The following is a 23,786-nucleotide window of genomic DNA, read 5'->3' on the forward strand; positions in this document are numbered from 1 at the left end:
GAAGCAGTCAAAGCTCATGTCTCTCGCCGAGAGCGTCATCAATATCGCGGTTGGCTTCGGCATCAGCCTCGGCGCGCAGATGTATTTCCTGCCGCTGCTCGGCGTCGGAATTACATTCCGGCAAAACCTGTCGTTTGCGCTGATCATGACCGTGATCTCGATCGCGAGGTCTTACCTGCTGCGCCGCGTGTTCGAGGCGCTGCATATCCGCCGTCCGTTGTCGCCGTTCATGCAGGCTGTCATTGCGGAGCGCTTCCGGCAGATCGAGCAAGAGGGCTGGGATGCGCGTCACGACGATGCGCACGATCTCGGCGAGCTTGCGCAGGCCGGAGCCTGTTACGCCGCTTGGCGCAGGTTGCCTTTGCGGGGCGGCTCCGAGGGGATTGCCGGCGTGCCTGCGCTCTGGCCTTGGTCGACCGATTGGTGGAAACCGCGGGAATTTCGCCGCGACTTGGTGCGCGCGGGCGCGCTGATCGTCGCGGAAGGGGAATCGCTCGACCGTAATCGCAAGGTGCGGTCATGACTGATCCGTCGCTGGTCGCGCAGACCATCACCATCAGCCATAACGTAGCGATCGTCGCGGTCTCGTGCTTCGCCTCCGCGGGCTTCTTGATCGGCTATGCCATCGCCTGGCGCCAGCGCCGCGACGAGCGGAACGATACGGTGCTCGCGCCTGATCCGTTGTTCGTCGGCGGCATCGCCGACGTCGCGCCGTTCGTCTGCGACTGCCAGCTCCCGCCCGGCAAGCATCCCCATTTTGCGGCCGTGAGCTGCGGCTGCCCGATCCACGGCGATGCAGCCGACATTCGGCGGGGGTGGGCGTGACAGAGCGCAAGGTCGTCGTCGATCTCTTCTGCGGCGCCGGGGGCAGCAGCGAGGCCGCCGAGCAGGCCATGGCCGAGCTTGGCTATGACATCGACCTGATCTGCATCAACCATTGGGGCGTCGCGCTGGAAACCCACCAGCGCAACCACCCGCGCGCGCGGCATATCTGCGCCGACATCAGCCAGGTCCGTCCGCACCTGATCGTGCCCGGCGGGCGCGTGCATCTGCTGATGGCCTCGCCGACCTGCACGCACCATTCGGTCGCGCGCGGCGGCAAGCCGACATCGGATCAGCAGCGCAGCGACCCCTGGCATGTGATCCCGTGGATCACCGAGCTGCAGGTCGACGCCATGTTGATTGAGAACGTGCGCGAGTACGTCAAATGGGGGCCGGTCGATCCGGTCACCCGGCGGCCGATCAAAGAGCGCGAGGGGCAGTATTACAGGCAGTGGATCGACACGATCCGCGGCCTCGGTGCGACCAGCATCGCGTGGGATTTCTACAACTCCGCCAACCGCGGCGCCGCGACCACGCGCCAGCGCTATTTCGGCTTCTTCAAGTTCAATGGACGGCCCTTGGTGCTGCCCGTTGCCACGCATGCCCGGCGCGACCGGGCGGCTGCCGCGGGCTTGTCACCGTGGCGGGCTGCGCGCGAGATCATCGACTGGTCGATCAAGGGCAAGTCCATCTTCAAGCGCCCGGTGCCGCTCGCGCCCAAGACGCTGGCGCGCATCCTTGCCGGCGCGGTCAAATTCGGCTGGCCGGAGATACTGATCGCGATGCTGATTGCCGAGCAGCAGCGCTCGCTGGTGCATGCGCTGCGGTTCGCCTTCGCTCGGCGCCATGCCAGGCGCGCCGACCTCCGGCTGCGCAACCGCAAGCGCGTGCGCAAATATGCGGCATGGCTGCGGGATATCCGCAGCGGCGAGGTGCGGGGCGGGCCGGGGCCGTCGTCGCCGATCGTGGTGACGCTGCGCAACAATGTGGTGGCGCGGTCGATGGCCGAGCCGGTGCCTACGCTTGCCGCGAACGGGCAGCATGTCGGCGTCGCCGAGCCCGTGATCATCAAGCAAAGCTTCCGGCGCGACCTGCAGTCCGTCGATGAGCCTGCGCCGACCGCAACGACGATCGCGCGCATCGGGCTGGTCGAGCCGTTCATGCTGTCGCGCCATGCCGGTGGCGCGCCGCGCGGCGTGGAGGAGCCGACGCCGACGCAGGTCGCGAAACACTCTCATGTGCTGATCTCGCCCTATTACGGCTCCGGCAGCGGCGAGACGCTGCGGAGTGGCGATGACCCGCTGCCGACCGCAACCGCAAAGGCGCGGTTCGGCATGGTGGTGCCGGTGACGCATTCGCAGCGGGGCAACGCCGCGCGCGATCTCGGCGATCCCATGCCGACGCTGACCACGGCCAAGGGCGGCGAATTCGCGTTCGTGACGCCAGTGACGCATGCCGACCTGTCCGATCGCGCGCGGGAGCCGTCCGAGCCGTTGCCGACCGTCACCGGCGCAAACCGAGGCGAGCTGGCCTTCATCACCGCGCAGTTCGGCGAGCGTGAGGGGCAGGCGCCGCGCGTGCACGGCCTCGACCAGCCGGCGCCGGCCGTGACGGCCACGGGCCACGTCAACTTGGTCCAGGCTCTGCTGCTGCCCTCCGGCCATGTCGACACCAGCGAGGCCGACATCCTGTTCCGGATGCTCGTGCCGCATGAGCTCGCCGCCGCGATGAGTTTCCCTCCGCATTACCGCTTCGCTGGCAACAAGACCGAACAGATCAAGCAGATCGGCAACGCCGTCGAGATCCGCCAGATGAAGGCGAATATCCTTGCCATCATGGACGACGGCGCCGCCGAGCCGAAATTCCTGGAGGCGGCCGAGTGAAGCACAAATGGAGCGAAAAGGTCCGTTCCGACGACGGCCACTCGTCGCGCAAGGTCTGCGAGCGCGACGGCTGCGAGATCATCTGCGTCTCGCGCCACGAAACCGACGAGCGCGGCTTCGCGCAGCACTGGAAAGAATGGTTCCGCGGCACGGAGCTGATCCGTCGGGGCGGAAACACTCCGGCGTGCGAGGCGGTCGAGGTGCCGGCATGAACGCGATCACAAGACCGCCGGTCCGCTGGCATGGCGCGAAGTTCCTGATGTCGCGCCAGATCCTGCCGCACCTGCCGACGCATCGGCTCTATACCGAAGTGTTCGGCGGCGGCGCCGGCGTGCTCCTGCACAAGCCGCGCAGCCAGCGCCATGACGGCGAGCGCTCGCTGCACTACGTCGACCCGCCTTACGTCCATGAGACCCGTTCGATGTTCAAGGGCGGCAAGTCCGCCTACAAGCACGAGATGGACCTCGCCGGCCACAACCGGCTGCTGGGCGCGCTGCGCGGCCTCAGGGGCATGGTTGTGCTGTCGGGCTACGCGCATGCGCTCTATGACGCCGCGCTCGAGGATTGGCGCCGTATCGAATTCAAGGCCTATGCCGACGGCGCCCGCGAGCGGACCGAGGTGCTCTGGATCAATCCTGCAGCGTCCGCGGCGCTCGATCGCGAGCGCGCTGGTCTCGGCGTCACGCCGCTGTTTACCGAAAGGGGCGCGGCATGAATGCGCCGATGAAGCAGCGCTGGGATGCTGCGCAGGAGGATCATCTTCTGTTCCTGCGTGATCGGGAAAAGCTGCGCTTTGCCGAGATCGGTCCGCGCATGGGTCGCTCGCCGCAGGCCTGCGAGGTTCGCTATTACACCAGGCTGTTCGCGGTCAACGATGCCAGGCACCAGAACAGGGTCTGCGATGCCGTCCGTCCGGCTGGCGGCGCAAGGCCTGCCGCGCCACAGATCCCGTTGCCGGACGAGCATGGCGGCTTTCGCGCAGTCGATCTCAACGGCTTGCGCGAGCGGGCCGAGCTGCTCCTGCGCATCGCCGAGCGCGGCCTTACGGGCGGCGTGTTCGGCGACCCGGCTCCTGGCCGGTCCGCGCTCGACCAGCGCGCCAGGGCGGCTGCGGCGGCCGTGGGGCGGCCGTTTGGCGTGGGGGTGTCCGATGGCTGACACCAGCATCGTCCTGCGCACGCTCGGCGCCGGCGGTCCGTTGGCGCTCAAGCTGTCGACGGTGATCTGCAAGTTGATCGTCAAGGTCGCCAATCGCGAGATCGACGGGCTCGAAAAGTATCAGGTCGTGAGTTTCGGCCGCACCGTGAACGGCGCGCGCTTCCCGGATCGCTGGTGGCCGCGCCTCTCCAAGGCACTCGAAACCGGCGCTTTCGAGCGTCTCTCGGTGCAGGCGATCGTCGATGTGATGATCGAGCACGATAGCCCGTAGGCAGGGACGGTTCCCTCTAGCGTTCTGTTGTTTACCGCGTCCAGTTGAATCCAAAACTTAAGAGCATCACATGACCACCGCGAAACGGCGCGCCCGCCGCATCGCCGCCGACGAGGCGCACGCATGGGCCAGAAATCTCAAGCTGCGCAACCTGCAGGCCTCGATCCTGTTGCGGAGTCTCTCGCTCTACGTCGACGGCGACGGGGTCGCATTCGCTGCCATTCCGACGCTGGCCGAAGATTGCGACGGGTTGTCGGTCGACACTGTGCGGCGCCGGCTTGTCTGGCTCGAGCAGGTCGGCGCCATCGCGCGGCAGCCGCAATGGCTCGATGAGAATGGCGTGCGTAACGGCCATGGGCGGGGCAAGCGCACCACCGACGAGATCCGGCTGCTGTTCGATGCTGATCCGGATCTGATCGAAGCGAGGGCGCAGGGCCGTGCGCCGCACGTCGGTGAAGAAAATGCAGCGGAAACAACGGAGATTAGCCCTAGCAGCCAGCTAGGGCTAAATTCGACGGTTAGCCCTCGGCCGGCCCTCGGCCAGGACTCGGTTAGCCCTAGCAGTACTTGCGACCAGCTAATCTCTGAACCTGAACCTGAACCTGAATCCCCCAAAGCCCCCGAGGGGGGCGAGGAAGGGCGTTGCGCTGACGATGAACGTGAACCGGATGGCTTCTCCGAGGCGTGGTCGGCATGGCCAGGACGTGAGCTACAGGGGCACCGACGCGATCTCGCCCTGGTCGAGTTCCGCAAGCTTCCGGCGGACAAGCAGCGCCACTGCCGACAAGCCGTGCCGCTGTTCGCGGCGGCTCGTGCAAGGGCCGGGTACGACAAGCATCCGAATTTTCATCTGTGGATACGCAATCGCGGCTTCGAGGAGTTTCCATACCGGCCCGACGGCTCGGCGGCGCCGTCGTCGGGGCCGATTGAGGAAGCCTCCGAAGCGGGCCGGGCGATCACTGCGCTCTACGCGGTCGCTAGGACGCGACCGTTCGTCAGCAATGGCAGGGTGATCTATCCGGGCGGCGTTAGCGCGCAGCTCCTCGCCTTCGCGGCTGTGGCCGAGAAAGCGGCTTGGCGATGGATTACCGATCGCCAGCAGATCGCCGCGTGGACGGCATTCCTGGCAGCGCACGTTCGCGGCGGCAGGCCAGCTCTGCTCGAAAAGCGAGGCGAAGAAACCGGCTTTTACGCGCCCGGCCCATGGCCGCCGCGCAAGGACGGCGGCTGGCCCGAGCTGGCCGCCGCGGAAGTATCACAGGCAGGGGGAGACGAATGAACATGGTCTATGCAAAGGGCGAGTTCGTTGGATCTGTTGCGCTGGATCGCGGTCGTCTCGATGTGCCGGTCCCGCAGCGCTGGTATCTTCGCCAGTGTATGCCTGGCACGGATGCCCGCGTGATCACGCGGCTTCGCCTTCTGGACGTCTGTGCTTGGTCTCCGACAGTCGTTCGCTACATTGATCGAAGGACAGGGAAGGTCGCGGCAAAGCCGCATCTCGGAAAGAAGGTGGAGAAGCCGTTCCTTCCGGGCTTGATCTTTATTCCGGATTTTGAGCTGTCCAATCCCCTGGTGCGCCATGGCGATGTCCGCGACCTCGGCGATTACGTAAAAGTTGCGGTGTCGGGCTGCGGTCGGGTGGCGAGGGCATCGAACGCGAACGGCGTTGTGCTGCGCGATGATTATCGGTTTGCGACTCTCGATGTGGACGGGATGGTGCATCTCCGCGATATCGTCAATGCCGAGAACGGCACGCGCGTTGGTCGTGGGCAGAGGGGGCCGGTCAAGTACCGGCCCGGCGATAGGGTCTACATCGTCGATGGCCGCAGCCAGCTGTTCGCGTTTGAAGCCGAGGTGAAACGTGGTGTTGACTCCAAGGGCCGACTCAAGGCTTTCATTGCTGCGTTGATGGGCGGCGTCTCGGTGGATCTAGACGAGACGCAGGTCGAGCCGGTGTAGGGATCGCCATCGCGGCCTAACGGTTCGACGTCAAGCACCTCGCTTGATGCTCTGCTCCTGGTGATTCCAGGAGGGCGCGCGAAGCGTGCGTTTCACATGAAGCAAGCCCGGCCATCGTGCCGGGCTTTTGCATGTCTAGGGTGTGCGGCAGCTCCGTTGGGTTGGCGTTGCCGCTGCCCTCCTTGGGCGTTTCCTCCCTAGACTTCACGGGGCGGGGCCGAGCGATCGGCCTCGCCCTTTTTTTCGTCTCGAGGCCGTCGCGGGTCCCTCTGGCGATCTGAGCCGCCCGCGGGTAATTCGCACCCCGGCGTTTCGGTAGTCCCGGCGGTCCCAAACTTAGGTTGACACGGTTGACATGGTTGACAGGGGCGGTTGACGCGCCCGGTTGACCGCAGGGACTTCGGTTCACATGGACGGCATGACGCAGGCGGAATACGCGCGGCATCGCGGCGTTTCCCGCCAGGCCATCTCCAAACTGATAGGCAACGGCAAAATCCCGCCTTCGGCGATCGTGCCGGGCGAGAATGGCGCGCGTCTGATCAACCCTGCGGTGGCCGATCATGCGCTCGGCGAGGGCCGCGAGCGCGTGCTGCTCGACCCGTCCGAGACTGACGACCTCCTCGCCGACGTCGAGGGCGCCGCGCCTGCGCCGCGTGCGATCTCTCCGGCGCCGTCCGCGCGTCCGGAGCAGCACGAGAACATCGCCGCGCTGACCAAGGCGCGGACCGAAACCGAGGTTTACCGCGCCGAGCGAGCCCGGCTTGAGCTCGAGGAAAAGCGCGGCAAGCTGCTGAAGGTCGAGGACGTCGTCGCCTCGATGGAAAAGTGCGGCGCCGTGATCGTCCGCGAGCTGGAAGCCCTGCCGAATTTTGCCGACGAGCTGGTCGCCGCCATCGCCAAGGATGGCGCCGGCGGGGCGCGGTCGGTCTTGAAGCGCATCGGGCGCGAGGTTCGCGCGCAGCTCGAGCAGAACATGCGCCTGGCCGCCGCCGAGGATCGCGCCGCCGCCGAGATTGAGCCGCAATGAGCTTCCCGCGCGCACTTCCCCTGATTGCCGGACTGTTCGCCGGCCTGTTCGCTCCACCGGCGCCAATTCCGCCGTCGGCATGGGCCGGGCAGCATTTCTACCTGCCGGATGGCGAGCACAAGGCAAAGCTGATCGACCTGCGCCGCACGCCGCATCTGGTCGAGCCGATGGACGCGCTCGGTCCCGACGAGCCGGACAATGAGCTGGCCGTGATGAAGTCGGCGCAGTCGGCGTTCACCACCTTGCTGCAGGTCGTCGCGCTGCATTCGATCGACCGCGATCCATGCGACATGATGGTGGTGCAGCCGACCGACTCGGCCCTGACCGACTTCAACTCGCAAAAGCTCGGCCGCGCGATCGAGTTGTCGCCGCTGATGCGCCGCAAGGTGAAGCCGCAGACCTCGCGCTCAGGCCAGTCGTCGACGACCTATGAGAAAAAGTTCGATCCGGACTGCTCGCTGATCCTGTCTCTGGCGACGTCGACCGCCGACCTGCGCTCTAAGACGATCAAGAAAGCGCTGTGCGACGAGATCGACGAATATCCCGACGATCTCAACGACCAGGGCGACCCGCTCGACATGATCCGGGCGCGGCAGATTTCGTTCCTGCGGTCAGGCACGTGGAAGCGCGCCTATTTCTCGACGCCGACGATCAAGGGCACGTCGAAAATCGAGCAGAAGTACGAGGCCGGCGACAAGCGGCGCTGGACTATGACCTGCCCGCATTGCGGCGACGATGGTCTGCGTTTCGAGTGGGGCGAAAGCTTCAAGTTTGAGAGGGAACCGCCCTATGCCGCGCACTATATCCCGCAGTGCTGCGGCTCGCCCATCGAAGGCTGGCAAAAGTTCGCCGTCTACGAGACCGGCCGCTGGGTGCCGACCGCGCCGGGTCCCGGCAAATTCAAGAGCTACCACTTCGACGCGCTGTCCTCGCCGTTCGTGCCTTGGGACGAAATCGCGAAAGAGTACGTGCAGGCCGGCGACAATCCGACCAAGCTGAAGACGTTCTGGAATCTGACGCTCGGCCTGCCGTTCGAATTGAAGGGCGATGCGCCGGATTATGAGCGCCTGCTCGAGCGGCGCGAGGATTATCCCGCCGGCGTGGTGCCGGCGCGTGGCTTGCTCCTGGTCGGCGGCGCCGACGTGCAGCACTCCGGCATCTGGGTCGAGAGCGTCGCCCTCGCCTCCAACGGCGAGTCCTGGTCGATCCACCACGAGTTTTTTGAGGGTGAGACGACCGACCACAAGGCCGGTGCCTTCGCCAAGCTCGCCGCGTTCTATGAACGGCAGTTTCCCGACGCGTTCGGAGGCCACCGAATTCTCGATTGCCTGGCGATCGACGCAGGCGACGGCGGCCGCTCCAACCAGGTCTATGCGTTCTGCCGCTCGCGGGCGCGGGCCTATGCCATCAAGGGCGTGTCGGGCTGGACCGCGCCGGCGATCGGCACGCCGGTGCAGGTCGACGTCAAGCTGTCCGGCAAGAAGGTCAAGAAGGGCGCCACGCTCTGGCCGGTTGGCACCTGGTCGCTCAAGGCGACGTTCTACACCAACCTGCAGAAGGACGGCCGCAAGGCCGGCGCCGAGGTCGATCCGGACGGCTATTGCCACCATCACCAGGGCTGCGACGAGCGCTACTTCAAGCAGCAGACCGCCGAGTATCTCAAGACCACGACAGTGCGCGGCCGCACGGTCAAGGTCTGGCAGGAGACCGGGCCGAACCATCTGCTCGACTGCCGGATCTATGCGATGGCGATGGCCGAATATCTCGGCCTGTCGCGGCTCTCGCCGGAACAGTGGGCGGCCCTGGCGCGCGAGCGCGGCGTGCCGCCCGTCGTCGCCGAGCCGGATCTGTTCGCGCCGGAGCCGATCAAGATTGCCGCAAAGCCCGCCCTGGTCGGACGACCGAAGCCGGCGCGTGGACGGCGTGTTCTCTCAAGAGGGATTTGAGGACTCCATGGCAGGCATCACGCTCGCGCAGGCGCAGGCGCAGCTCGAGGCATGGCTCGCCGCATCGATCGCGGTCGCGTCAAACCAGAGCTATGAGATCGACACCGGCAACGGCAGCCGCAAGCTGCAGCGCGCCGATGCCGGGGCGATCCAGCAGCAGATCGACTACTGGCAGCGCATGGTGAGCAAGCTGACAAGTTCCGCTGCCGGCGGCCGCCGCCGCACGCGCTACATCGTTCCGGGGTGCTGATCCATGCGTGAGGTCTCAAAGACCGCAAGGGCCGTGCAGCCGACGCTGCTCGATCGCGTCATCGGCGCCATCGATCCGGAGCGCGGGCTCAAGCGCCTGCGCGCGCGGACCATGCTGGCGCTCGCCGGCGGCTACAAGGGCGGCCGCAAGGATCGCCGCCCGACCAAGCTCTGGCGGCCGGAGGGCGCATCGGCCGATGCCGACACGTTGCCGGATCTGCCGGATTTGCGCGCACGGACCCGCGACCTCGAGCGCAATGCGCCGCTCGCGACCGGGGCCATCGCGACCGCGACGACGAATGTCGCCGCCGACGGCCTGCAGCTGCAGGCAAATATCGATGTCTCCGTGCTCGGCATCACGCCCGAACGCGCTGACGAGATGGAGCGCGAGCAGGAGCGCGAGTGGCGCCTGTTCTGCAAGACCGCGGATTTCACCCGCGTGCAGCACATGGACGAGCTGGCGCCGATGGCCTTCCGGGCCTCGCTGCAATCGGGTGACGTCTTCATCGTGCGGCGCTTCCGCAAGGATGCCGGCGATGCCTACGGCACCAAGCTCCTGGTCATCGAGGCGGACCGGGTCTCCAATCCCGGCCGCGCCGCCGATACCGACGAGGTTGCCGGCGGTGTGCACTTCAGCACCGACGGCGTGCCGATCGGCTATCACGTGTCCGATCGCCATCCCGGCGCCCTGGTACGGCCCGGCCAGCTCAACTGGACCGAGGTGCCGGCACGGAGCGGGACGGGCCTGCGCACGGTGATCCACCTCTATGATCGTCTGCGGCCGGAATTGTCGCGCGGCGTTCCGTACCTTGCGCCCGTGATCGAGCATCTTAAGCAACTGTCGGACTATGCGGATGCGGAGGTGTCGGCGGCTGTCGTCTCGGCCATGTTTACCGGCTTCATCAAGTCGGACGTCGACGATAGCGCCGACCCGATCGTGGGCGAGAAGGATGCAGCGCTCGCGGAGAACGAGCTGAAGCTCGGCAACGGCGCGCTGCTCTCGCTCAATCCCGGCGAGGACGTCACCTTCGCCAATCCAGCGCGGCCGAACGAGAAGTTTGACCCGTTCTTTCAGGCGTTCTGCCGTCAGATTGGCGTCGCGCTCGAGCTGCCGTTCGAGCTGCTGATCAAGCATTTCACGGCATCTTACTCGGCCTCGCGTGCCGCGCTCGAGATGGCCTGGCAGTTCTTTCGGAAAAAGCGCGGGTGGCTCGCCCGCAACTTTTACGCCGAGGTCTACGGCTGGATGATGGACGAGGCGGTTGCGTCCGGCCGGCTCGACCGGCCCGGCTATTTCGACGATCCCTTGATCCGCGAGGCCTATCTCGGCGCCGAATGGATCGGCCCGCAGCGCGCCAGCCTGATGCCGAAGCAGGAATCCGACGCCGACAAGCAGGACGTCGAGGCCGGCTTCAAGACCATCGAGCAGGTCTGCATGGAGCGCACCGGCGGCGAGTTCGAAAAGAAGCACGCGCAGCGCGTCAAGGAGCAGCGGCTCCGGCGCGAGGGCGGGCTGCTCGCTGCGCAGCCTGGTGCGGCCGCACCGTCGCCGGCGCAGGGCTCCGAAGATGATCCGGCCGACGACGATGCGGCCGAGGACGGCGCCGAGGACGGCGCCGACGGCGAAACCAAGCAAAGGGCCATGGCATGACCGAGATCCCGTATCATCGCATCGCGGCGCAGTTCTACAACCGGCCGCTGCTGCTCGCGCCGGCGGCGGCCGAGACCATCAGCGCCTTTCTGATGTCGCGCGTCGGCGCCGGTCCGCGGTCGGCTGCGATGAATGACGACTCCGGCTCGTCCGTTGAGCTGTTCCGCCCGACCCAAACCGAGGCCGGCGCCGAGGTGCATCGCGGCCGCGCCAGCCGCTTCTACGGCCAGACTGCGCTTGATGACAGCGGGCGGCCGCAACCGTTCCGCCGCACGCAGGATGGCGTCGGCATCATCACCCTGGTCGGCGAATTCGTGAACCGCGGCGCCTGGGTCGGTGCGTCGAGCGGCCTGGTCTCCTACGAGGGATTCAAGGTGCAGATGGCAGCGGCCGCCCGCGATCCCAACACCAGGGCAATCATCCTCGACATTGAGAGTCCTGGCGGCGAGGCGGTCGGTGCGTTCGAGGCGGCGGCGGCCGTCCGCGATGCGGCGAAGCTCAAGACCGTTGTGGCTGTGCCGAACGGCATGGCGGCCTCGGCGGCCTACGCTATCGCTTCCGGCGCCTCGCGCATCGTGGTGCCGCCGACCGGGCTCGCCGGCTCGATCGGCGTCGTGATGATGCATCTCGATTTCTCGAAGTACCTGCAGGAAGAGGGAATCAAGCCGACCCTGATCTTTGCAGGCGCCCACAAGGTCGACGGTAATCCCTATGAGGCGCTGCCCGACAGCGTCCGCGCCGAATGGCAGCAGGAGGTCGACGACTTCTATCAGCAATTCGTGTCGACCGTGGCGGCTGGCCGCAGCGGTCTGACCGAGCAACGCATCCGCGCAACCGAGGCGCGTGTGCTCAAGGGCGAGGCTGCCGTTGCGGCGGGCCTGGCCGACTCCGTCGGCACCTTCGAAGAGGTGCTTGCGGATCTCTCTCGCGGCAGCTCGGGCCGCGCGCCAACGTCCACAACCATGAAAGGTCAACGCATGAACACCACCACGGGCGCGCCCGCCGCTGATGTTGCGGGCAACGACAAGCCGACCACGTCCGCCGAGCTGCGCGCGGCTTTCCCGGATCTCGTCACGTCGATCGAGACCGCGTCCGCCACGGCCGAGCGCTCCCGCATCCTCGGCATTGCGGCGCTCGCCGACGCCGGCAATGCGGCGCTGGTTGCCGAGATGCAGGCCGATGGCAAGACCTCGCCGGAAGCCGCTGCGCTGCGCATTCTCAACGCGCAGAAGGAAGCCAAGGGCCAGCGCCTGCAGGCTATCGTCGACGTCGAGCAGACCACGGCTGCGGTCAAGCCATCGGCGACGACGCAGCTGGCGGCGGTCGTTCCGCCGGCGGCCGATGCTGACGGCTGGAAGGCCGAGTGGGCCGGCAGCAAGGCGCTGCAGGCCGAATTCGACAGCGCCGACGCCTATGCCGCGTATCAGGGCGGCGTCGCCTCCGGCCGCATCAAGCGGCTCGAGCGCAACACGGCCTGACCGGCCGCGCGTTCCGGTAATCCGAACAGTACCAGTCCCAACCTTCCAACTGCGGCCGCCCATGGAGGCGCGACGCGAAAGGGCTTTGCCACATGACCACGCTTGCCGCGGACGCGCTCCGCACCTTCGAGATCGGCGAGATCCAGGAATATCCTGTCGTCGCCGCCGACATCATCTTCGCCCATGCCGCTGTCGGCCTGGTCGACGCCTCCGGCCATGCCCGTCCGCTGGTCGGTGGCGACCGCTTCGTCGGCTTTGCCGAAAAGCGCTGCGACAACTCGGCCGGCGCCGCGGCGGCGAAGGGAATCCGCGTCATGGATGCCGGCAAGGTGGTGCTGAGCGTCGCCGGCGCCGTCATCACCGACGTCCGCCAGCCCGTCTATGCCACCGACGACGACACCTTCGTGTTCTCGCCTGTCGGCGGCAGCTTCGTCGGCTTCGTCAGCCGCTTCATCTCGGCCGGCGTTGTCCTTGTCGATTTCGATGTCTCTCGGATGCACGATCCCTGGCGCGATTACTCGGTGCGCGAGACCATCAGCGCCGACAAGACGCTCGACGCCGAAGATTCCGGCAAGCTGTTCTGGGTCGATACCGATGCTCAGGTCGTCACCCTGCCGGCGGTCGCGACCGGCCTCGACGGCTGCGTCCTGGTCAATGGCGGCGCGTTCGGCACGGTCGCGGTGACTGTGAGCCCGAACGCTGCTGACATGATCCTCGGTCCGAACATCACCGGCGCCGATAACAAGGATCTCATCAACACCAAGGCGACGGCTCGGCGCGGCGACTTCGCCATCCTCGGCGGCAACGACGCCGACGGCTACTCGGTGCAGCGCCTGCGTGGCACCTGGGCGCGCGAAGCGTAACGCGCGCGCCTCGTTCCATCTTCCTTCCAACCTTCCAGCAGCCGGCGCCGTTGAGCCCGGCAGAAAGAGCCTGCAACTATGGGCGTTGAGAAACTCATCACCAGCCGCACCGTCATCGGCGAGATGTACATGCGGCTTGCCGCCGGCGCGGCGTCCTTCGTCGATCGCTATGCGATGCGGATGGACTCCAGTCAGGAAATCGAGACCTATGCCTGGCTCGGCATGGCGCCGAAGATGCGCGAATGGATCGGCGGCCGCCAGCCCAAGGGCCTGCGCGAGCAGTCCTTCCAGATCACGAACAAGGATTTCGAGGCCACCCTCGAGATCCTGACCAAGGATCTGCGCCGGGAGAAGTGGGGCCAGATCAAGGTGCGGATCGCCGAGTTGTCGCGCCGCACGCTGACGCATCCGGCCTCGCTGCTGACCACGCTGATGATCAACGGCAAGTCGGCGGCCTGCTACGATGGTCAGTATTTCTACGACACCGACCACGCCGAAGGCGACTCCGGCGCGCAGGACAACGACCTGACCTTCGCTGCGGCGACCGCTACCACGCCGACCGTTGCGGAGATGCGTGATGCGATCCTCAAAGCCATCCAGGCCATCCTCGGCTTCAGGGATGACCAGGGCGAGCCGATGAACGAGGACGCGCGCGAATTCGACGTCGTGGTGCCGGTGGCGCTGTGGGCTGTCGCGGTCTCGGCAGTGACCTTGCCGACGCTGGATCAGGGTGCGGCCAACATCCTGACGAACATGTCGGATTTCAAGATCAATGTGGTGCCGAACGCGCGCCTCTCCGACGCGACCGAGTTCTACGTCAACCGCACCGATGCGGAGACCAAGCCCTTCATCCTGCAGGAGGAGGTGCCGCTCAACGTCGCGGCCATCGCCGAGGGCTCCGAGCTGGAGTTCAAGGAAAAGAAGCACTGGTACGGCGTCGATTGGGCCGGCAACGTCGGATACGGCTTCTGGCAGCATTCGGTTCTGACCACCTTCACCTGATTTGGGGCAGGCGAAGGGACGTCAGAGAGGCCCGCGCGGCATCCGCTGCGCGGGCCTTTTGCGTGCATAGGGTAGAGGCATCGCATCAAATCGAGGAGGTCGAACATGCGTCCGTTTCAGATCGTTGGAAAACCCGTGCAGGTAGGAACCGGCGAGCAGCTCGTGCTCCAGCCGGATCAGCTCGCGGCCCGCAAGCATGCGGTGCGCGTCATCAAGACCATGGCGAAGGACGCGACGCTGGTCGAGGCGTTGCAGGTGTTGACCTTCAAGTCCGGCGAGATCATCGGACTCAAGGAAATTCCGAAGCATGCGCGCGATCACGTGATCGATCTGCGCGCCGATGACGACGCGAAGCGCGAGGCTGCGCGCGCCGCCGCTGTCGAGCAGGCCAGGGTGCGCGATGCGGCGGCGGCTGAGCAGGCGAAGCTGCGTGCGCGCGAGAAGTTCGTCACCGAGGCCGGCAAGGCCTATGCCGCGTCGGAGGATCTGCGCACGCAATTCCCGACCGTCGAGGCCTATATCGCCTCGCTCGACGCCGCGAAGTAGTCCGCCGCCATGCCGATCGAGACCGCCGCCGACCTCGCCGTGTTCCTCAATGCCGATGAATTCGGCGCGGAGGGCGTCTACACGCCGGCCGGCGGCGTCGCCAGCAATCCGTTCGCGGGGATCTTCGATCGCCCGTCGATCAGCACCGAGCTCAACCAGGTGGCCTCGATCGACGCGCGCCCGACCTTCTTCTGCCGGGAGGTGGACCTGCCGGCGGCCGCGGATGGCGATGCCGGCGATCGGCTGGCCGTTGCCGGCGTGGGCAGCTTCGAGGTGGTCGCGATCGAGCCGGACGGGCAGGGCATGGCGCTGCTGCGGTTGGGGGCATCCTCCTGATGGTCGCTGTCCGCTACCGGGTCGAAACGTCGGATGTGATCAAGGCGCTGCGCAATCTTGCCGAGCGAGACGCACCGATCGTCACGGCCTATGCGCTGACCAAGACGGCGCAGGACATCAAGGCCGAGGAGGTCGACACCATGAAAGCGGTGTTCGATCGCCCGACCCGCTTCACGCTCAATGCGCTGTATGTGAAGCCGGCGACGAAGACGGATCTCGTCGCCGAGGTCTACTTCAAGGACGGCTTCGGCTCTGTGCCGGCCTGGCGCTATCTCGGCCCGCAGGTCGAGGGCGGTGCGCGCGTCCACAAATCGTTCGAGCGGGCGCTGATCCGTTCCGGGATCATGGCGCAGAGCGAATTCGCCGTTCCCGGCAGTGGCGCGAAACTGGATTCCTCGGGGAATATTTCGGGCGGCACCATCACGCGCATTTTGTCGCAGCTCGGCGCCGCCGAGCAGTCCTCCGGCTACAAGGCCAACCAGACCGCGAAATCGCGGGCGCGTGCGAAAAAGAAGAACGTCGGCCGCTATTTCGTGCTGCGGCCTGGCGCAGGCGGCCGGGCCGGTCGCAACGTGGCGCCAGGCATCTATTACCGTGCGGATCTGCGCGAGATGGTCCCGGTGATCATGTTCGTGAAGCCGCCGCGCTATCAGAAGCGGTTTCCGTTCTATGAGCGCGCGCAGGCCGTGTTCCAGCAAAAGCTGGTGCCGCGCGCGCGCGAGGGCTGGGACCGCTTCGTCGGCTCCAAACTGAAAAGGGCGGCGTGATGCCTGACCATGTGCGAAAGCAGATCCGCGACGCCATCGTGGCCGGGCTGACCGGACTGCCGTCGACGGCAGAGCGTGTCTATGCCGGCCGCACGCGGCCGCTCAAGCCCGGTCACGATCCGACGCTGCTGGTGTACACGCGTGCAGAGACATCGCAGCGCGCCGTGCTCGGCCGCCCGCCGAAGATCGAGCGGCGCTGCACATTGCATGTCGAGGGCCGGGTTTCGACGGCCACCCCTCCGGATGATCTGCTCGACCAAATCACCGCAGAAATCGAGGCCGGCATCGCGGCGCTGATCAACTACGGCACCGCCGTTTTCCTCGGCGGCCTGGCTCAGAACGTCCAGCTCACTGCGACCGAGATGGTGGCGGAAGCCGACGGCGATCGTCACATCGGCGGGGTGCGTGTCGAGTATCTCGTCACCTACCGGACCGTCGAGGGCGCGCCGACTGCGGTGGCCTGATGGAAATTCGTATTTTGGAAAACCGAAGGAGAGACTGACATGACGGTTGCAGGCATTGGTTACGGCTCGCTTTTCAAGGTGAAGATTGCGGGCGTCTACACAACGATCGGCGAGCAGGCCAACGTGACGCCTCCTGGCATGTCGGTAGACTCGATCGATGCGAGTCACGAGCAAAGCCCGGACGGAACGCGCGAGTTCATTCCCGGTCTTGCCGATGCCGGCGAGGTCTCGGCCGACATCCACTACGTACCGACCGGCGCTGCGGAGGCGCAGCTCTATTCGTTCCTGCGCACCACGCAGGAGTGCCGCAACGTGTTTCCGAGCGGCGCGTATGTCGATTACAATGCCTTCATCACCGCCATGGAACCGGACACTCCGATCGACGACAAGATGGTGATGTCCGTGACCTGGAAGGTCACGGGCGTGCCGGAGCGCCACGCGGCGACCGCGCCGAGCAACGATGTGCTCCCCGCGATCTCGGGTGCGCTCACCGAGGGCGCGACGCTGACCGCCTATGAAGGCGTCTGGAATGACGAGCCGACCTCGTTCGCCTATCAGTGGAAGAATGCCGGAGTGAACATCGCCGGTGCCACCAGCAAGACCTATGTCATCACCGTCGGCGACAGCGGTGACGCCATCACGGTTGCGGTCACCGGCGTCAACTCGGCGGGCAGCGCGACCGCGACCAGCGCCGCCGTGACGGCGGCTTAAGGGGAGCGAGCATGGCAAATCCCCAAAAGGGCGAGGTGTCGTTCGAGGCGCTCGGCAAGACCTTCACGATGCGCCTTGGCACGAATGCAAGGGCGCTCGTCGAAGGTAAGACCGGGGTCTCCTGGACGTCGCTGATGAAGCGTCCGGAGGAGGAGTGGCGCGAGCGCGACGCCATCATCATCATGTGGGCCGGCCTTTATCAGCATCACAAGCTGACGGAGGAGGAGGTCGGCGACCTGATCGACGAGGTGGGGTCCGAGGAAGTCTCCATGCTGCTGCTGAAGGCGTTCGGCATCGCCAACCCGCCGGAGGCTGCCAAGGGCACGGCGCGCCCTCCGCGGCGGCGGCGCCGGAGTGGGACTGGGACCGCCTGATCACGGACTGGCTTGCGCTCGGCTATACGCACGAGTCCTTCTGGGACCAAACGCCAAGGACGCTCGAGCTGACGTTCGAGGCGGCCCGGATGCGCCAGCGCCGCGAGCACAATGAACGGATGCTGCTCGCCTGGCAGATCGCGTTCCTGCCTCGGCAGAAACGGCCAAGCTTCAAGAAGCTCCTGGCGCGCGAGGGCCAGGCGTCGCGACCGCGGCAAACCGCCGAGCAGCAATGGGCCGTCTTCGGCGCCATTGCTGAGGCGGCAAAGGTTATGAGGAAAAACTAGCATGGCTAGCGCTTCCGTCATCGGAGCACTCAGGGTGATCCTCGGCGCGGACACGGCCGGGCTCGACAAGGGTCTCAAGGACTCGCGGGTCGGGCTGGCTGCGTTCGGCACGACGGTCGCAGCCGGCATGGCTGCGGCGGCTGCGGCCGTCGCCGCTGCCGGCGTGGCGATCGGCGTTGCCATGAAAAGCACGATCGACGACATGGACAAGCTGTCCAAGGCGTCGGCGAAACTTGGCGTTCCGATCGAGCAATTGTCGGCGCTGGCCTATGCCGGCGAGCTGTCGGACGTGTCGTTCGAGGCTCTCAGCAAGTCGGCGGCGAAGCTGTCAAAGAACCTGGTCGACGCCGCGGCGAAGCCGACCGGCGATGCCGCCAACGCCTTTCGTGCTCTCGGCATCTCCGTTCTTGATTCCAATGGCCAGCTGAAATCCTCCGATGTGGTGCTTGGCGACGTCGCCGACAGGTTCGAGGGATTGAAGGATGGTTCCGGCAAGACCGCGGCGGCTATGGCGATCTTCGGCAAGACGGGTGCCGATCTGATCCCTCTGCTCAATGGTGGCCGCGACGGTCTCAAGGAGATGAGCGACGAGGCCGCGCGGTTCGGCCTGATCGTCGATGGCCCGACCGGCAAGGCGGCGGAAGACTTTAACGACAACCTGACTCGCCTGCATGCCGTCTGGAAAGGCTTGATCGCGCAATCGACCGCGCAGGTTCTGCCGTCCATGGTTGCGATCACCAATGCGCTGGTCGAAAGCGCCAAGAATTCCGGCTTCCTGAGTGCCGCCCTGACCGGCGTGTCGACGGCGATGAAGGCGCTGGTGTCGGGCGGTGTGATCGTTGGCGCCGTGTTCAAGTCGCTCGCCGACTATATCTCGACGGTGTCCTCGGCGATGTCGCTCGTCTTGAAAGGCGAATTCACGGCGGCATTCGATGCGGTCAAGGGCGGCGTCACCGGCGTCGGCGAGACCGCGACCGCGACCTTCGGCATCATCGATCGGCTGTGGAAGGGTCAGCAGGCGGGTGCCGATGCCGCGGCGGCATCGACGGATAAGGCGTCGAAGGCTCAGAAGGATTTCAACTTCTCGACGCTCGGCGGCAAGAACGCAGTCGACAGCTTTATCGACTCTCAGAACAAGTCCCTGCAGTCACAGTCCGCGCAGATCCAGACATTTGGCATGCTGCCAGGCGCCATGGAGGCGACCAAGATCCAGCTGCAGGCGCTGTCGATCGCGACCGCCAACCACACCACAATCACGGTCGCGCAGCAGGCGCAGCTCGATCTTCTGAAGCAGAAGACGTCCGATTACGCTCTGACGCTGGCCGGGCTCCAGTTGGCGCAGCAAAATCTTACGCCGACGCAGCTCTATGCGCAGGAGTTGACCAAGATCCAGTCGCTGTTTGATGCCGGCAAGATCAGCGCTGGGACGTATGAGCAGGCCATGCAGGGCGCCGCCGAGCGGTCCGGCGCAGCCTGGAATATCGCCGGCGCCTCGATGGCCGGCAGCTTCGCCACCATCGCCGCCTCGTTCGGCGAGGAAAGCGCGGGCATGGCGAAGGCAGCTCAGATCTTCGGCGCCATCCAGGCGACCATCTCTATGTTTACCGGCGCCGCCAAGGCGCTCGAGCTGCCGTTCCCGGCCAATATCGCTGCCGTGGCCGCCGTGCTCGCCAAAGGCGCCACGCTCGTTGCGCAAATCAAGAGTCAGTCGGTGCCGACGGGTTTCAAGGATGGTCTGTCGATGACCGTTCCGGGCGGCGTCGGCGGCGGCGATAGTCGGCTGTTCCAGGCCATGGTTGAGCCGGGCGAGCAAATCGACATCACTCCGAACCGCGGTGGTGGGCTTGGTCAACGTCAGGGTAACGGTGGCTCCCCCGCTATCGTCAATGTGGCTGTTCCGATTGCGACAACGCGTGATGCGCTTCGTAGCCTGATCGACGGGCTCAACGATATGGTGGCCGATGGCTACCGCCTTAACGTGGTGCCGGCCTGATGTCGCTCGTCATCTCGCAAAACTTCGTCCTCACCGACTCCACGCCGGAGTTTCCGGTCACGCTCGATCATCCCGTGATCGGCTGGCACAACATTGTGACCACGGCGAACATCGTCGCTGACAATGAGGACCCGGACTTCCCGGCGACGAACCTTGCCAACCCGGCGACGCACGAGGAGTGGCGGTCGGATGCCGACGGCCTGCAATATCTCACTGTCACCACCGGCTATGTCGACGAGATCGACTATGTCGGCATCGCCCGGCACAATTTCGGCAGCGCGCAGATCCCGGTCCGGATCGAGGACGGCGACGGCAACGTGCTGGTGCAGGAGGTGCTGCTTGCCGACGACAGCCCGGCGTTGTTCCGCTTCACGGCGCAGTCGCTGGCCGAGGTCGTCATCCGGATGGATGCCGGCACCGGGAAGCTGCCGCGCGCGGCTGTGGTCTACGTCGGCAAGCTGCTTGTGCTCGAGCGCAAGATCTATGTCGGCCACACGCCGCTGGCGCAGGCGCGCAAGATCAACGTGCAGAACGGCCGCAGCGAGCGTGGCAATTTCCTCGGACGCATCGTGTTAGGGGCCTGGCGCGAGACCACGATCCCGCTCTCGCTGCTCTCGCCAGCCTGGTATCGCGACCACGGCGGTGATGAATTTCTCGCCGTTGCGGCCGAGACGCCGTTCTTCTTCGGCTGGCGGCCAGAAAGCTACCCTTACGAGATCGGCTATTGCTGGACGATCGATGACCCGATGCCGGTGCCGGTCGGCCCGTCCAACCGCATCGCGTTCGATCTCAAGGTGAGCGGGATCGTCTGATGACGCAGGCCGTGACCTATATCGAGATCGACATTCCGTTCTGCGCGCTGACGTATGGCGTCGCGCCGTGCACGGCGTCGATCCCTGCGACAGGGTCCGCGAAGTGCTTCAACTCGATCAAGACCTGCCAGGATCGCGCCAATTTCACCGAGTCCGAGGTGACGCTGCGCTTTGCCAAGCCGGCCGACTATCTGCCGCGCGAGATCGACTGCATTCCGTCGATCGTGTCGGTGGACTTCTCGCCGGCGACGGTCTCGCTCGGCACGGATCTCGGCCAGCGCGCCTCTCTGACGGTGACCTTCCAGGACCATCGTCATTCCGACACCGGGCAGGGTTACGACAAATACCGGAAAGAGCGCGGCTATGATCCGTATTCGCAAGGCACCTATTGGGGCAAGTTTCGCGCGCGCCAGCCGTTCCTGCGCGGCCGGGCCTTGCGCTGGATCAATGGGGTGGTCGGCGAGGCGCTGGCCGACATGGAGACCTGGAATTACATCATCGAAAGCTTCAACGGTCCGACCCCTGACGGCAAGTTCACCATCGTCGCCAAGGATCTGCTGAAGCTCGCGGATGGCGACCGGGCGCAGTGCCCGCAGCTCTCGAACGGCTTTCTGGCAAACGACATATCGGCGTCTGCAACCACGGCGACGCTGCTGCCGTCCGGCATTGGTGATGCCGAATACCCAACGGGCGGAACAGACTATCTCTGCATCGGTGGCAATGAGATCGTGCAGTTCACCCGTGTCGGCGACACGCTGACATTCAGCGCGCGCGGCGCGCTTGGAACCACCGCGGCGACGCATCGCGCGCAGGACCGGGTCCAGGTCGTCAAGCACTTCGCGTCGATGGACGCTGCCGACATCCTGGCCGATCTTCTGATCAATGCGGCCGGGATCGATGCAAGCCATATTCCTTTGCCGGTTTGGCAGGACGAGACGTCAACGCACCTCGGGAACGTCTATACGGCGACAATCTGCGAGCCGACCTCGGTTGCCACGCTCTGTGCCGAGCTGATCGAGCAGGCGGCGCTCGCAGTGTGGCATGACGCGCAGGCGGATCTTCTGCGCTTGCAGGTGCTGCGCGCCGTGCCGACCGACGCGAACACCTTCACTCCCGACAACACCATCGAGAAGTCGCTTGCCATCAAGGAGCAGGAATCCAAGCGGGTGTCGCGCGTGCAGGTCTATTTCGGTCGGATCGACCCGACCAAGCCGCTGTCGAACCTCGACAACTACCGCTCGACTTCGCTTACGGTCGATGAGGATGCGGAGGCCGACTACGGCGCGGCCTCGATCAAGACCATCCTGTCGCGCTGGATTCCGCAGGCCGGGCGCTCTGTTGCCGATCGCCTCGGCTCCGTGCTGCTCGGCCGCTATCGCGATGCGCCGCGCCAGGTGCAGCTCAAGCTGCAGCGTCGCGCCGCAACGGATGCGCAACTCGGTGTCGGCTATCGCGTCGAGGCTCAATGCGTGCAGGACGCCACGGGAGCGGAAAGCGACGTTCCGATCCAGGTGACGCGGCTCAATCCTGGGCCGGATATGTTTGTGATCGAAGCCGAGGAGATGCTGTGGACCGCGCCGGCCGTCGACACTGGCACGCGCTACGTCATCTTCGATGCCAACAATTTCAACGTGAACCTTCGGACCTCGCACGATTCGATCTATCCGCCGGCGCAGGCAGGCGATGTGGTCAATTGCATCGTCAATGCCGGCGTCACGATCGGATCGACGTCGGTCTATCTGGCGGCTTTTGATGTCGGCGCCTGGCCGGCCGGGGTCACCGTCGTTCTGATTGTCAGGGGGCGCGTGCAGGGCGCCGGCGGGCGCGGCGGGCGCGGAGGCACCTATGCGGAGCCGAATGGCGAGCCTGGCGTGCAGGGCGGCACCGCGCTGTTCACGCGCCATGCGATCAATCTCGACATCTCCAGCGGCGGCCAGATCTGGGGTGGTGGCGGCGGCGCAGGCGGCGGTGGCCTGCCATCGCCGATCTACAATGGCTCAGGTGCTGGTGGCGGCGGTGGCGGTGCTGGCACCTATCCCGGTGATGGTGGAAATTCGACCAGCGGCACCGCAGCCAGTGGCGGCGCATCGGGGACCGCGACCGCCGGCGGCAGCGGCGGAGTTGGACACATCGGCGGCGCCGGCGGCAATGGCGGTGGGCCGGGTCTGCCGGGAGCAGTGGGGCACTATGGTGATGGCCCTCACAATTATTCACCTGGTGCTGGTGGCCTGGCCGGCGCTGCCATCAACGGCATCAGCTACATCAGCCTGACGCTCGGCGCCGGCGATATCCGCGGCACGCAGGTCGAATGAGAAAAGAAAGGGGAAATGCATGACGCTGGCTCGCTTCGACCGCACCGTCACCGACCACGAGGGCAACGTGGTTGCGGGCGCGACCGTGACCGTGCGTGTCGAAATTCCGGGGCTGCCCCTGGCGCCGCTTTATGCGGATCGCGAGGGCGCCACGCCGGCGGGCAATCCGATCGCCACGGATGCCAGCGGGGATTTCGGCTTCTTTGCCGCGGGCGGCTACTATCAGATCGAGGTCGTGAACGGGGCCGACAGCAAGACGCTGCGCTATGTCGGCATCGGCTTGGCGCAAGGCTCTGACACTGTGGTGACTGGAACCACCGAGCGCGAGGTGGTCGATCCTGGCACTGTAATCGTCGCTGACGACGACGCCGATGTGATCCTGATCAACAAGACGGTCGGGGAGGCGACGCGGGTCGTCTATCCGCTCTCGGCCTCGTCGACGAAAAAGCGGCGAACGGTCGACCGCAAATACGACGCGGCGACCAACAACATCACCATTGTGCCGTCGCGGCCGAGCACTGTCACGGTGACGATCGCCGCGCCTGCCGTCTTCACCAAGGCCGCCCACGGCCGCGCCGTCGACAATCCCATCAGCTTCGAGACGACCGGGGCGCTGCCGACCGGCCTGGCGGCCGACGTGCAGTATTACGTCAAGACCGTGCCGACGGCCGACACCTTCACCGTGTCGGAGACGCCTGGCGGTGCGGCGATCAACACCAGCGGCTCGCAATCCGGGGTCCACACCATGGGGACCGATACCATCATGGGGCAGGCCAAGTACGTCATCGATTCCAGTGGCGGCTCGATCGAGCTGCTGCCGCTCGATGACGGCACCGGCTGGGTCTGATCTTTCGGCTCTCAATCTTCCAAAGCTA

General features: G+C 65.8%; 27 protein-coding genes. All 27 read left to right on the forward strand.

The genetic code is table 11. From position 1 onward, the window contains the following. Nucleotides 1-16: 16 nt before the first annotated feature. The 27 genes from ACSHT2_RS02630 (at nucleotide 17) to ACSHT2_RS02760 (ending at nucleotide 23,758) form a co-directional block, all read left to right on the forward strand. The gene (locus ACSHT2_RS02630; protein ID WP_440643025.1) at nucleotides 17-523 is read left to right on the forward strand and encodes a DUF7220 family protein; all 507 of its coding nucleotides are present in this window, start codon (nucleotides 17-19) and stop codon (nucleotides 521-523) included. Then, the gene (locus ACSHT2_RS02635) at nucleotides 520-825 is read left to right on the forward strand and encodes a hypothetical protein (protein WP_440640258.1); all 306 of its coding nucleotides are present in this window, start codon (nucleotides 520-522) and stop codon (nucleotides 823-825) included. Before ACSHT2_RS02630 ends, ACSHT2_RS02635 begins: the two co-directional genes overlap by 4 nt. Continuing rightward, entirely contained in the window at nucleotides 822-2,705 is a 1,884-nt protein-coding gene (locus tag ACSHT2_RS02640) for a DNA cytosine methyltransferase (protein ID WP_440640259.1), read from the forward strand. The genes ACSHT2_RS02635 and ACSHT2_RS02640 overlap by 4 nt, the downstream gene beginning before the upstream one ends. Beyond that, nucleotides 2,702-2,917 (forward strand): cytochrome C, encoded by a 216-nt coding sequence (locus tag ACSHT2_RS02645; RefSeq protein ID WP_440640260.1) that lies wholly within the window; start codon nucleotides 2,702-2,704, stop codon nucleotides 2,915-2,917. The genes ACSHT2_RS02640 and ACSHT2_RS02645 overlap by 4 nt, the downstream gene beginning before the upstream one ends. Then, nucleotides 2,914-3,420, forward strand: a complete 507-nt coding sequence (locus ACSHT2_RS02650) for a hypothetical protein (RefSeq protein WP_440640261.1) — start codon at nucleotides 2,914-2,916, stop codon at nucleotides 3,418-3,420. The genes ACSHT2_RS02645 and ACSHT2_RS02650 overlap by 4 nt, the downstream gene beginning before the upstream one ends. Further along, on the forward strand, nucleotides 3,417-3,863 hold the full coding sequence (locus ACSHT2_RS02655) for a hypothetical protein (RefSeq protein WP_440640262.1): 447 nt from the start codon (nucleotides 3,417-3,419) through the stop codon (nucleotides 3,861-3,863). The genes ACSHT2_RS02650 and ACSHT2_RS02655 overlap by 4 nt, the downstream gene beginning before the upstream one ends. Next, nucleotides 3,856-4,134 carry an ABC transporter substrate-binding protein gene (locus tag ACSHT2_RS02660; RefSeq protein WP_440640263.1) on the forward strand — a complete coding sequence of 93 codons (279 nt, stop codon included), beginning with the start codon at nucleotides 3,856-3,858 and terminating at the stop codon, nucleotides 4,132-4,134. Before ACSHT2_RS02655 ends, ACSHT2_RS02660 begins: the two co-directional genes overlap by 8 nt. Nucleotides 4,135-4,204: 70 nt before the next feature. Further along, nucleotides 4,205-5,413 (forward strand): hypothetical protein, encoded by a 1,209-nt coding sequence (locus ACSHT2_RS02665; protein WP_440640264.1) that lies wholly within the window; start codon nucleotides 4,205-4,207, stop codon nucleotides 5,411-5,413. Then, the gene (gene nusG, locus ACSHT2_RS02670) at nucleotides 5,410-6,093 is read left to right on the forward strand and encodes a transcription termination/antitermination protein NusG (RefSeq protein ID WP_440640265.1); all 684 of its coding nucleotides are present in this window, start codon (nucleotides 5,410-5,412) and stop codon (nucleotides 6,091-6,093) included. The genes ACSHT2_RS02665 and nusG overlap by 4 nt, the downstream gene beginning before the upstream one ends. Nucleotides 6,094-6,502: 409 nt before the next feature. Beyond that, nucleotides 6,503-7,120, forward strand: a complete 618-nt coding sequence (locus tag ACSHT2_RS02675; RefSeq protein WP_440640266.1) for a hypothetical protein — start codon at nucleotides 6,503-6,505, stop codon at nucleotides 7,118-7,120. Further along, nucleotides 7,117-9,066: a phage terminase large subunit family protein gene (locus ACSHT2_RS02680; protein ID WP_440640267.1), complete on the forward strand. Its 1,950-nt coding sequence runs from the start codon at nucleotides 7,117-7,119 to the stop codon at nucleotides 9,064-9,066. Before ACSHT2_RS02675 ends, ACSHT2_RS02680 begins: the two co-directional genes overlap by 4 nt. A 7-nt stretch (nucleotides 9,067-9,073) precedes the next feature. Further along, complete coding sequence (locus ACSHT2_RS02685) at nucleotides 9,074-9,316, forward strand: DUF6148 family protein (RefSeq protein WP_440640268.1); 243 nt, start codon at nucleotides 9,074-9,076, stop codon at nucleotides 9,314-9,316. Between the two features lie 3 nt (nucleotides 9,317-9,319). Then, complete coding sequence (locus ACSHT2_RS02690) at nucleotides 9,320-10,966, forward strand: phage portal protein (protein ID WP_440640269.1); 1,647 nt, start codon at nucleotides 9,320-9,322, stop codon at nucleotides 10,964-10,966. Continuing rightward, nucleotides 10,963-12,444, forward strand: a complete 1,482-nt coding sequence (locus ACSHT2_RS02695; RefSeq protein ID WP_440640270.1) for a S49 family peptidase — start codon at nucleotides 10,963-10,965, stop codon at nucleotides 12,442-12,444. Before ACSHT2_RS02690 ends, ACSHT2_RS02695 begins: the two co-directional genes overlap by 4 nt. A gap of 92 nt (nucleotides 12,445-12,536) precedes the next feature. Next, nucleotides 12,537-13,307, forward strand: coding sequence for a hypothetical protein (locus ACSHT2_RS02700; RefSeq protein ID WP_440640271.1), 771 nt, complete (start codon nucleotides 12,537-12,539; stop codon nucleotides 13,305-13,307). A 78-nt stretch (nucleotides 13,308-13,385) separates the two neighbouring features. Continuing rightward, the gene (locus ACSHT2_RS02705) at nucleotides 13,386-14,309 is read left to right on the forward strand and encodes a Mu-like prophage major head subunit gpT family protein (RefSeq protein ID WP_440640272.1); all 924 of its coding nucleotides are present in this window, start codon (nucleotides 13,386-13,388) and stop codon (nucleotides 14,307-14,309) included. Nucleotides 14,310-14,414: 105 nt separating this feature from the next. Further along, nucleotides 14,415-14,855 (forward strand): hypothetical protein, encoded by a 441-nt coding sequence (locus tag ACSHT2_RS02710; protein WP_440640273.1) that lies wholly within the window; start codon nucleotides 14,415-14,417, stop codon nucleotides 14,853-14,855. 9 nt (nucleotides 14,856-14,864) lie between these two features. Then, nucleotides 14,865-15,191, forward strand: a complete 327-nt coding sequence (locus ACSHT2_RS02715; RefSeq protein ID WP_440640274.1) for a head-tail joining protein — start codon at nucleotides 14,865-14,867, stop codon at nucleotides 15,189-15,191. Then, nucleotides 15,191-15,958, forward strand: a complete 768-nt coding sequence (locus ACSHT2_RS02720) for a hypothetical protein (RefSeq protein ID WP_440640275.1) — start codon at nucleotides 15,191-15,193, stop codon at nucleotides 15,956-15,958. The genes ACSHT2_RS02715 and ACSHT2_RS02720 overlap by 1 nt, the downstream gene beginning before the upstream one ends. Then, nucleotides 15,958-16,422 (forward strand): hypothetical protein, encoded by a 465-nt coding sequence (locus ACSHT2_RS02725; RefSeq protein ID WP_440640276.1) that lies wholly within the window; start codon nucleotides 15,958-15,960, stop codon nucleotides 16,420-16,422. The genes ACSHT2_RS02720 and ACSHT2_RS02725 overlap by 1 nt, the downstream gene beginning before the upstream one ends. Before the next feature lie 39 nt (nucleotides 16,423-16,461). Continuing rightward, on the forward strand, nucleotides 16,462-17,133 hold the full coding sequence (locus tag ACSHT2_RS02730; RefSeq protein ID WP_440640277.1) for a phage tail tube protein: 672 nt from the start codon (nucleotides 16,462-16,464) through the stop codon (nucleotides 17,131-17,133). 11 nt (nucleotides 17,134-17,144) lie between these two features. Next, nucleotides 17,145-17,507, forward strand: coding sequence for a hypothetical protein (locus ACSHT2_RS02735; protein WP_440640278.1), 363 nt, complete (start codon nucleotides 17,145-17,147; stop codon nucleotides 17,505-17,507). Between the two features lie 89 nt (nucleotides 17,508-17,596). After that, complete coding sequence (locus ACSHT2_RS02740) at nucleotides 17,597-17,794, forward strand: hypothetical protein (RefSeq protein ID WP_440640279.1); 198 nt, start codon at nucleotides 17,597-17,599, stop codon at nucleotides 17,792-17,794. A gap of 1 nt (nucleotide 17,795) precedes the next feature. After that, entirely contained in the window at nucleotides 17,796-19,787 is a 1,992-nt protein-coding gene (locus tag ACSHT2_RS02745; RefSeq protein WP_440640280.1) for a phage tail tape measure protein, read from the forward strand. After that, nucleotides 19,787-20,599: a hypothetical protein gene (locus tag ACSHT2_RS02750; protein WP_440640281.1), complete on the forward strand. Its 813-nt coding sequence runs from the start codon at nucleotides 19,787-19,789 to the stop codon at nucleotides 20,597-20,599. The genes ACSHT2_RS02745 and ACSHT2_RS02750 overlap by 1 nt, the downstream gene beginning before the upstream one ends. Continuing rightward, nucleotides 20,599-22,911 (forward strand): hypothetical protein, encoded by a 2,313-nt coding sequence (locus ACSHT2_RS02755; RefSeq protein WP_440640282.1) that lies wholly within the window; start codon nucleotides 20,599-20,601, stop codon nucleotides 22,909-22,911. Before ACSHT2_RS02750 ends, ACSHT2_RS02755 begins: the two co-directional genes overlap by 1 nt. A 19-nt stretch (nucleotides 22,912-22,930) precedes the next feature. Continuing rightward, nucleotides 22,931-23,758, forward strand: coding sequence for a hypothetical protein (locus tag ACSHT2_RS02760; protein WP_440640283.1), 828 nt, complete (start codon nucleotides 22,931-22,933; stop codon nucleotides 23,756-23,758). Nucleotides 23,759-23,786: the final 28 nt, after the last annotated feature.

Source organism: Bradyrhizobium sp. PUT101, assembly GCF_052043945.1.
In the GTDB taxonomy this organism is placed as follows: Bacteria; Pseudomonadota; Alphaproteobacteria; order Rhizobiales; family Xanthobacteraceae; genus Bradyrhizobium.

Coding starts and splice junctions, on each gene's coding strand:
- ACSHT2_RS02630 (WP_440643025.1), top strand. CDS start 17: ATGTCTCTCGCCGAGAGCGTCATCAATATCGCGGTTGGCTTCGGCATC.
- ACSHT2_RS02635 (WP_440640258.1), top strand. CDS start 520: ATGACTGATCCGTCGCTGGTCGCGCAGACCATCACCATCAGCCATAAC.
- ACSHT2_RS02650 (WP_440640261.1), top strand. CDS start 2,914: ATGAACGCGATCACAAGACCGCCGGTCCGCTGGCATGGCGCGAAGTTC.
- ACSHT2_RS02655 (WP_440640262.1), top strand. CDS start 3,417: ATGAATGCGCCGATGAAGCAGCGCTGGGATGCTGCGCAGGAGGATCAT.
- ACSHT2_RS02660 (WP_440640263.1), top strand. CDS start 3,856: ATGGCTGACACCAGCATCGTCCTGCGCACGCTCGGCGCCGGCGGTCCG.
- ACSHT2_RS02665 (WP_440640264.1), top strand. CDS start 4,205: ATGACCACCGCGAAACGGCGCGCCCGCCGCATCGCCGCCGACGAGGCG.
- nusG (WP_440640265.1), top strand. CDS start 5,410: ATGAACATGGTCTATGCAAAGGGCGAGTTCGTTGGATCTGTTGCGCTG.
- ACSHT2_RS02675 (WP_440640266.1), top strand. CDS start 6,503: ATGGACGGCATGACGCAGGCGGAATACGCGCGGCATCGCGGCGTTTCC.
- ACSHT2_RS02680 (WP_440640267.1), top strand. CDS start 7,117: ATGAGCTTCCCGCGCGCACTTCCCCTGATTGCCGGACTGTTCGCCGGC.
- ACSHT2_RS02685 (WP_440640268.1), top strand. CDS start 9,074: ATGGCAGGCATCACGCTCGCGCAGGCGCAGGCGCAGCTCGAGGCATGG.
- ACSHT2_RS02690 (WP_440640269.1), top strand. CDS start 9,320: ATGCGTGAGGTCTCAAAGACCGCAAGGGCCGTGCAGCCGACGCTGCTC.
- ACSHT2_RS02695 (WP_440640270.1), top strand. CDS start 10,963: ATGACCGAGATCCCGTATCATCGCATCGCGGCGCAGTTCTACAACCGG.
- ACSHT2_RS02700 (WP_440640271.1), top strand. CDS start 12,537: ATGACCACGCTTGCCGCGGACGCGCTCCGCACCTTCGAGATCGGCGAG.
- ACSHT2_RS02705 (WP_440640272.1), top strand. CDS start 13,386: ATGGGCGTTGAGAAACTCATCACCAGCCGCACCGTCATCGGCGAGATG.
- ACSHT2_RS02710 (WP_440640273.1), top strand. CDS start 14,415: ATGCGTCCGTTTCAGATCGTTGGAAAACCCGTGCAGGTAGGAACCGGC.
- ACSHT2_RS02715 (WP_440640274.1), top strand. CDS start 14,865: ATGCCGATCGAGACCGCCGCCGACCTCGCCGTGTTCCTCAATGCCGAT.
- ACSHT2_RS02720 (WP_440640275.1), top strand. CDS start 15,191: ATGGTCGCTGTCCGCTACCGGGTCGAAACGTCGGATGTGATCAAGGCG.
- ACSHT2_RS02725 (WP_440640276.1), top strand. CDS start 15,958: ATGCCTGACCATGTGCGAAAGCAGATCCGCGACGCCATCGTGGCCGGG.
- ACSHT2_RS02730 (WP_440640277.1), top strand. CDS start 16,462: ATGACGGTTGCAGGCATTGGTTACGGCTCGCTTTTCAAGGTGAAGATT.
- ACSHT2_RS02735 (WP_440640278.1), top strand. CDS start 17,145: ATGGCAAATCCCCAAAAGGGCGAGGTGTCGTTCGAGGCGCTCGGCAAG.
- ACSHT2_RS02740 (WP_440640279.1), top strand. CDS start 17,597: ATGCGCCAGCGCCGCGAGCACAATGAACGGATGCTGCTCGCCTGGCAG.
- ACSHT2_RS02745 (WP_440640280.1), top strand. CDS start 17,796: ATGGCTAGCGCTTCCGTCATCGGAGCACTCAGGGTGATCCTCGGCGCG.
- ACSHT2_RS02750 (WP_440640281.1), top strand. CDS start 19,787: ATGTCGCTCGTCATCTCGCAAAACTTCGTCCTCACCGACTCCACGCCG.
- ACSHT2_RS02755 (WP_440640282.1), top strand. CDS start 20,599: ATGACGCAGGCCGTGACCTATATCGAGATCGACATTCCGTTCTGCGCG.
- ACSHT2_RS02760 (WP_440640283.1), top strand. CDS start 22,931: ATGACGCTGGCTCGCTTCGACCGCACCGTCACCGACCACGAGGGCAAC.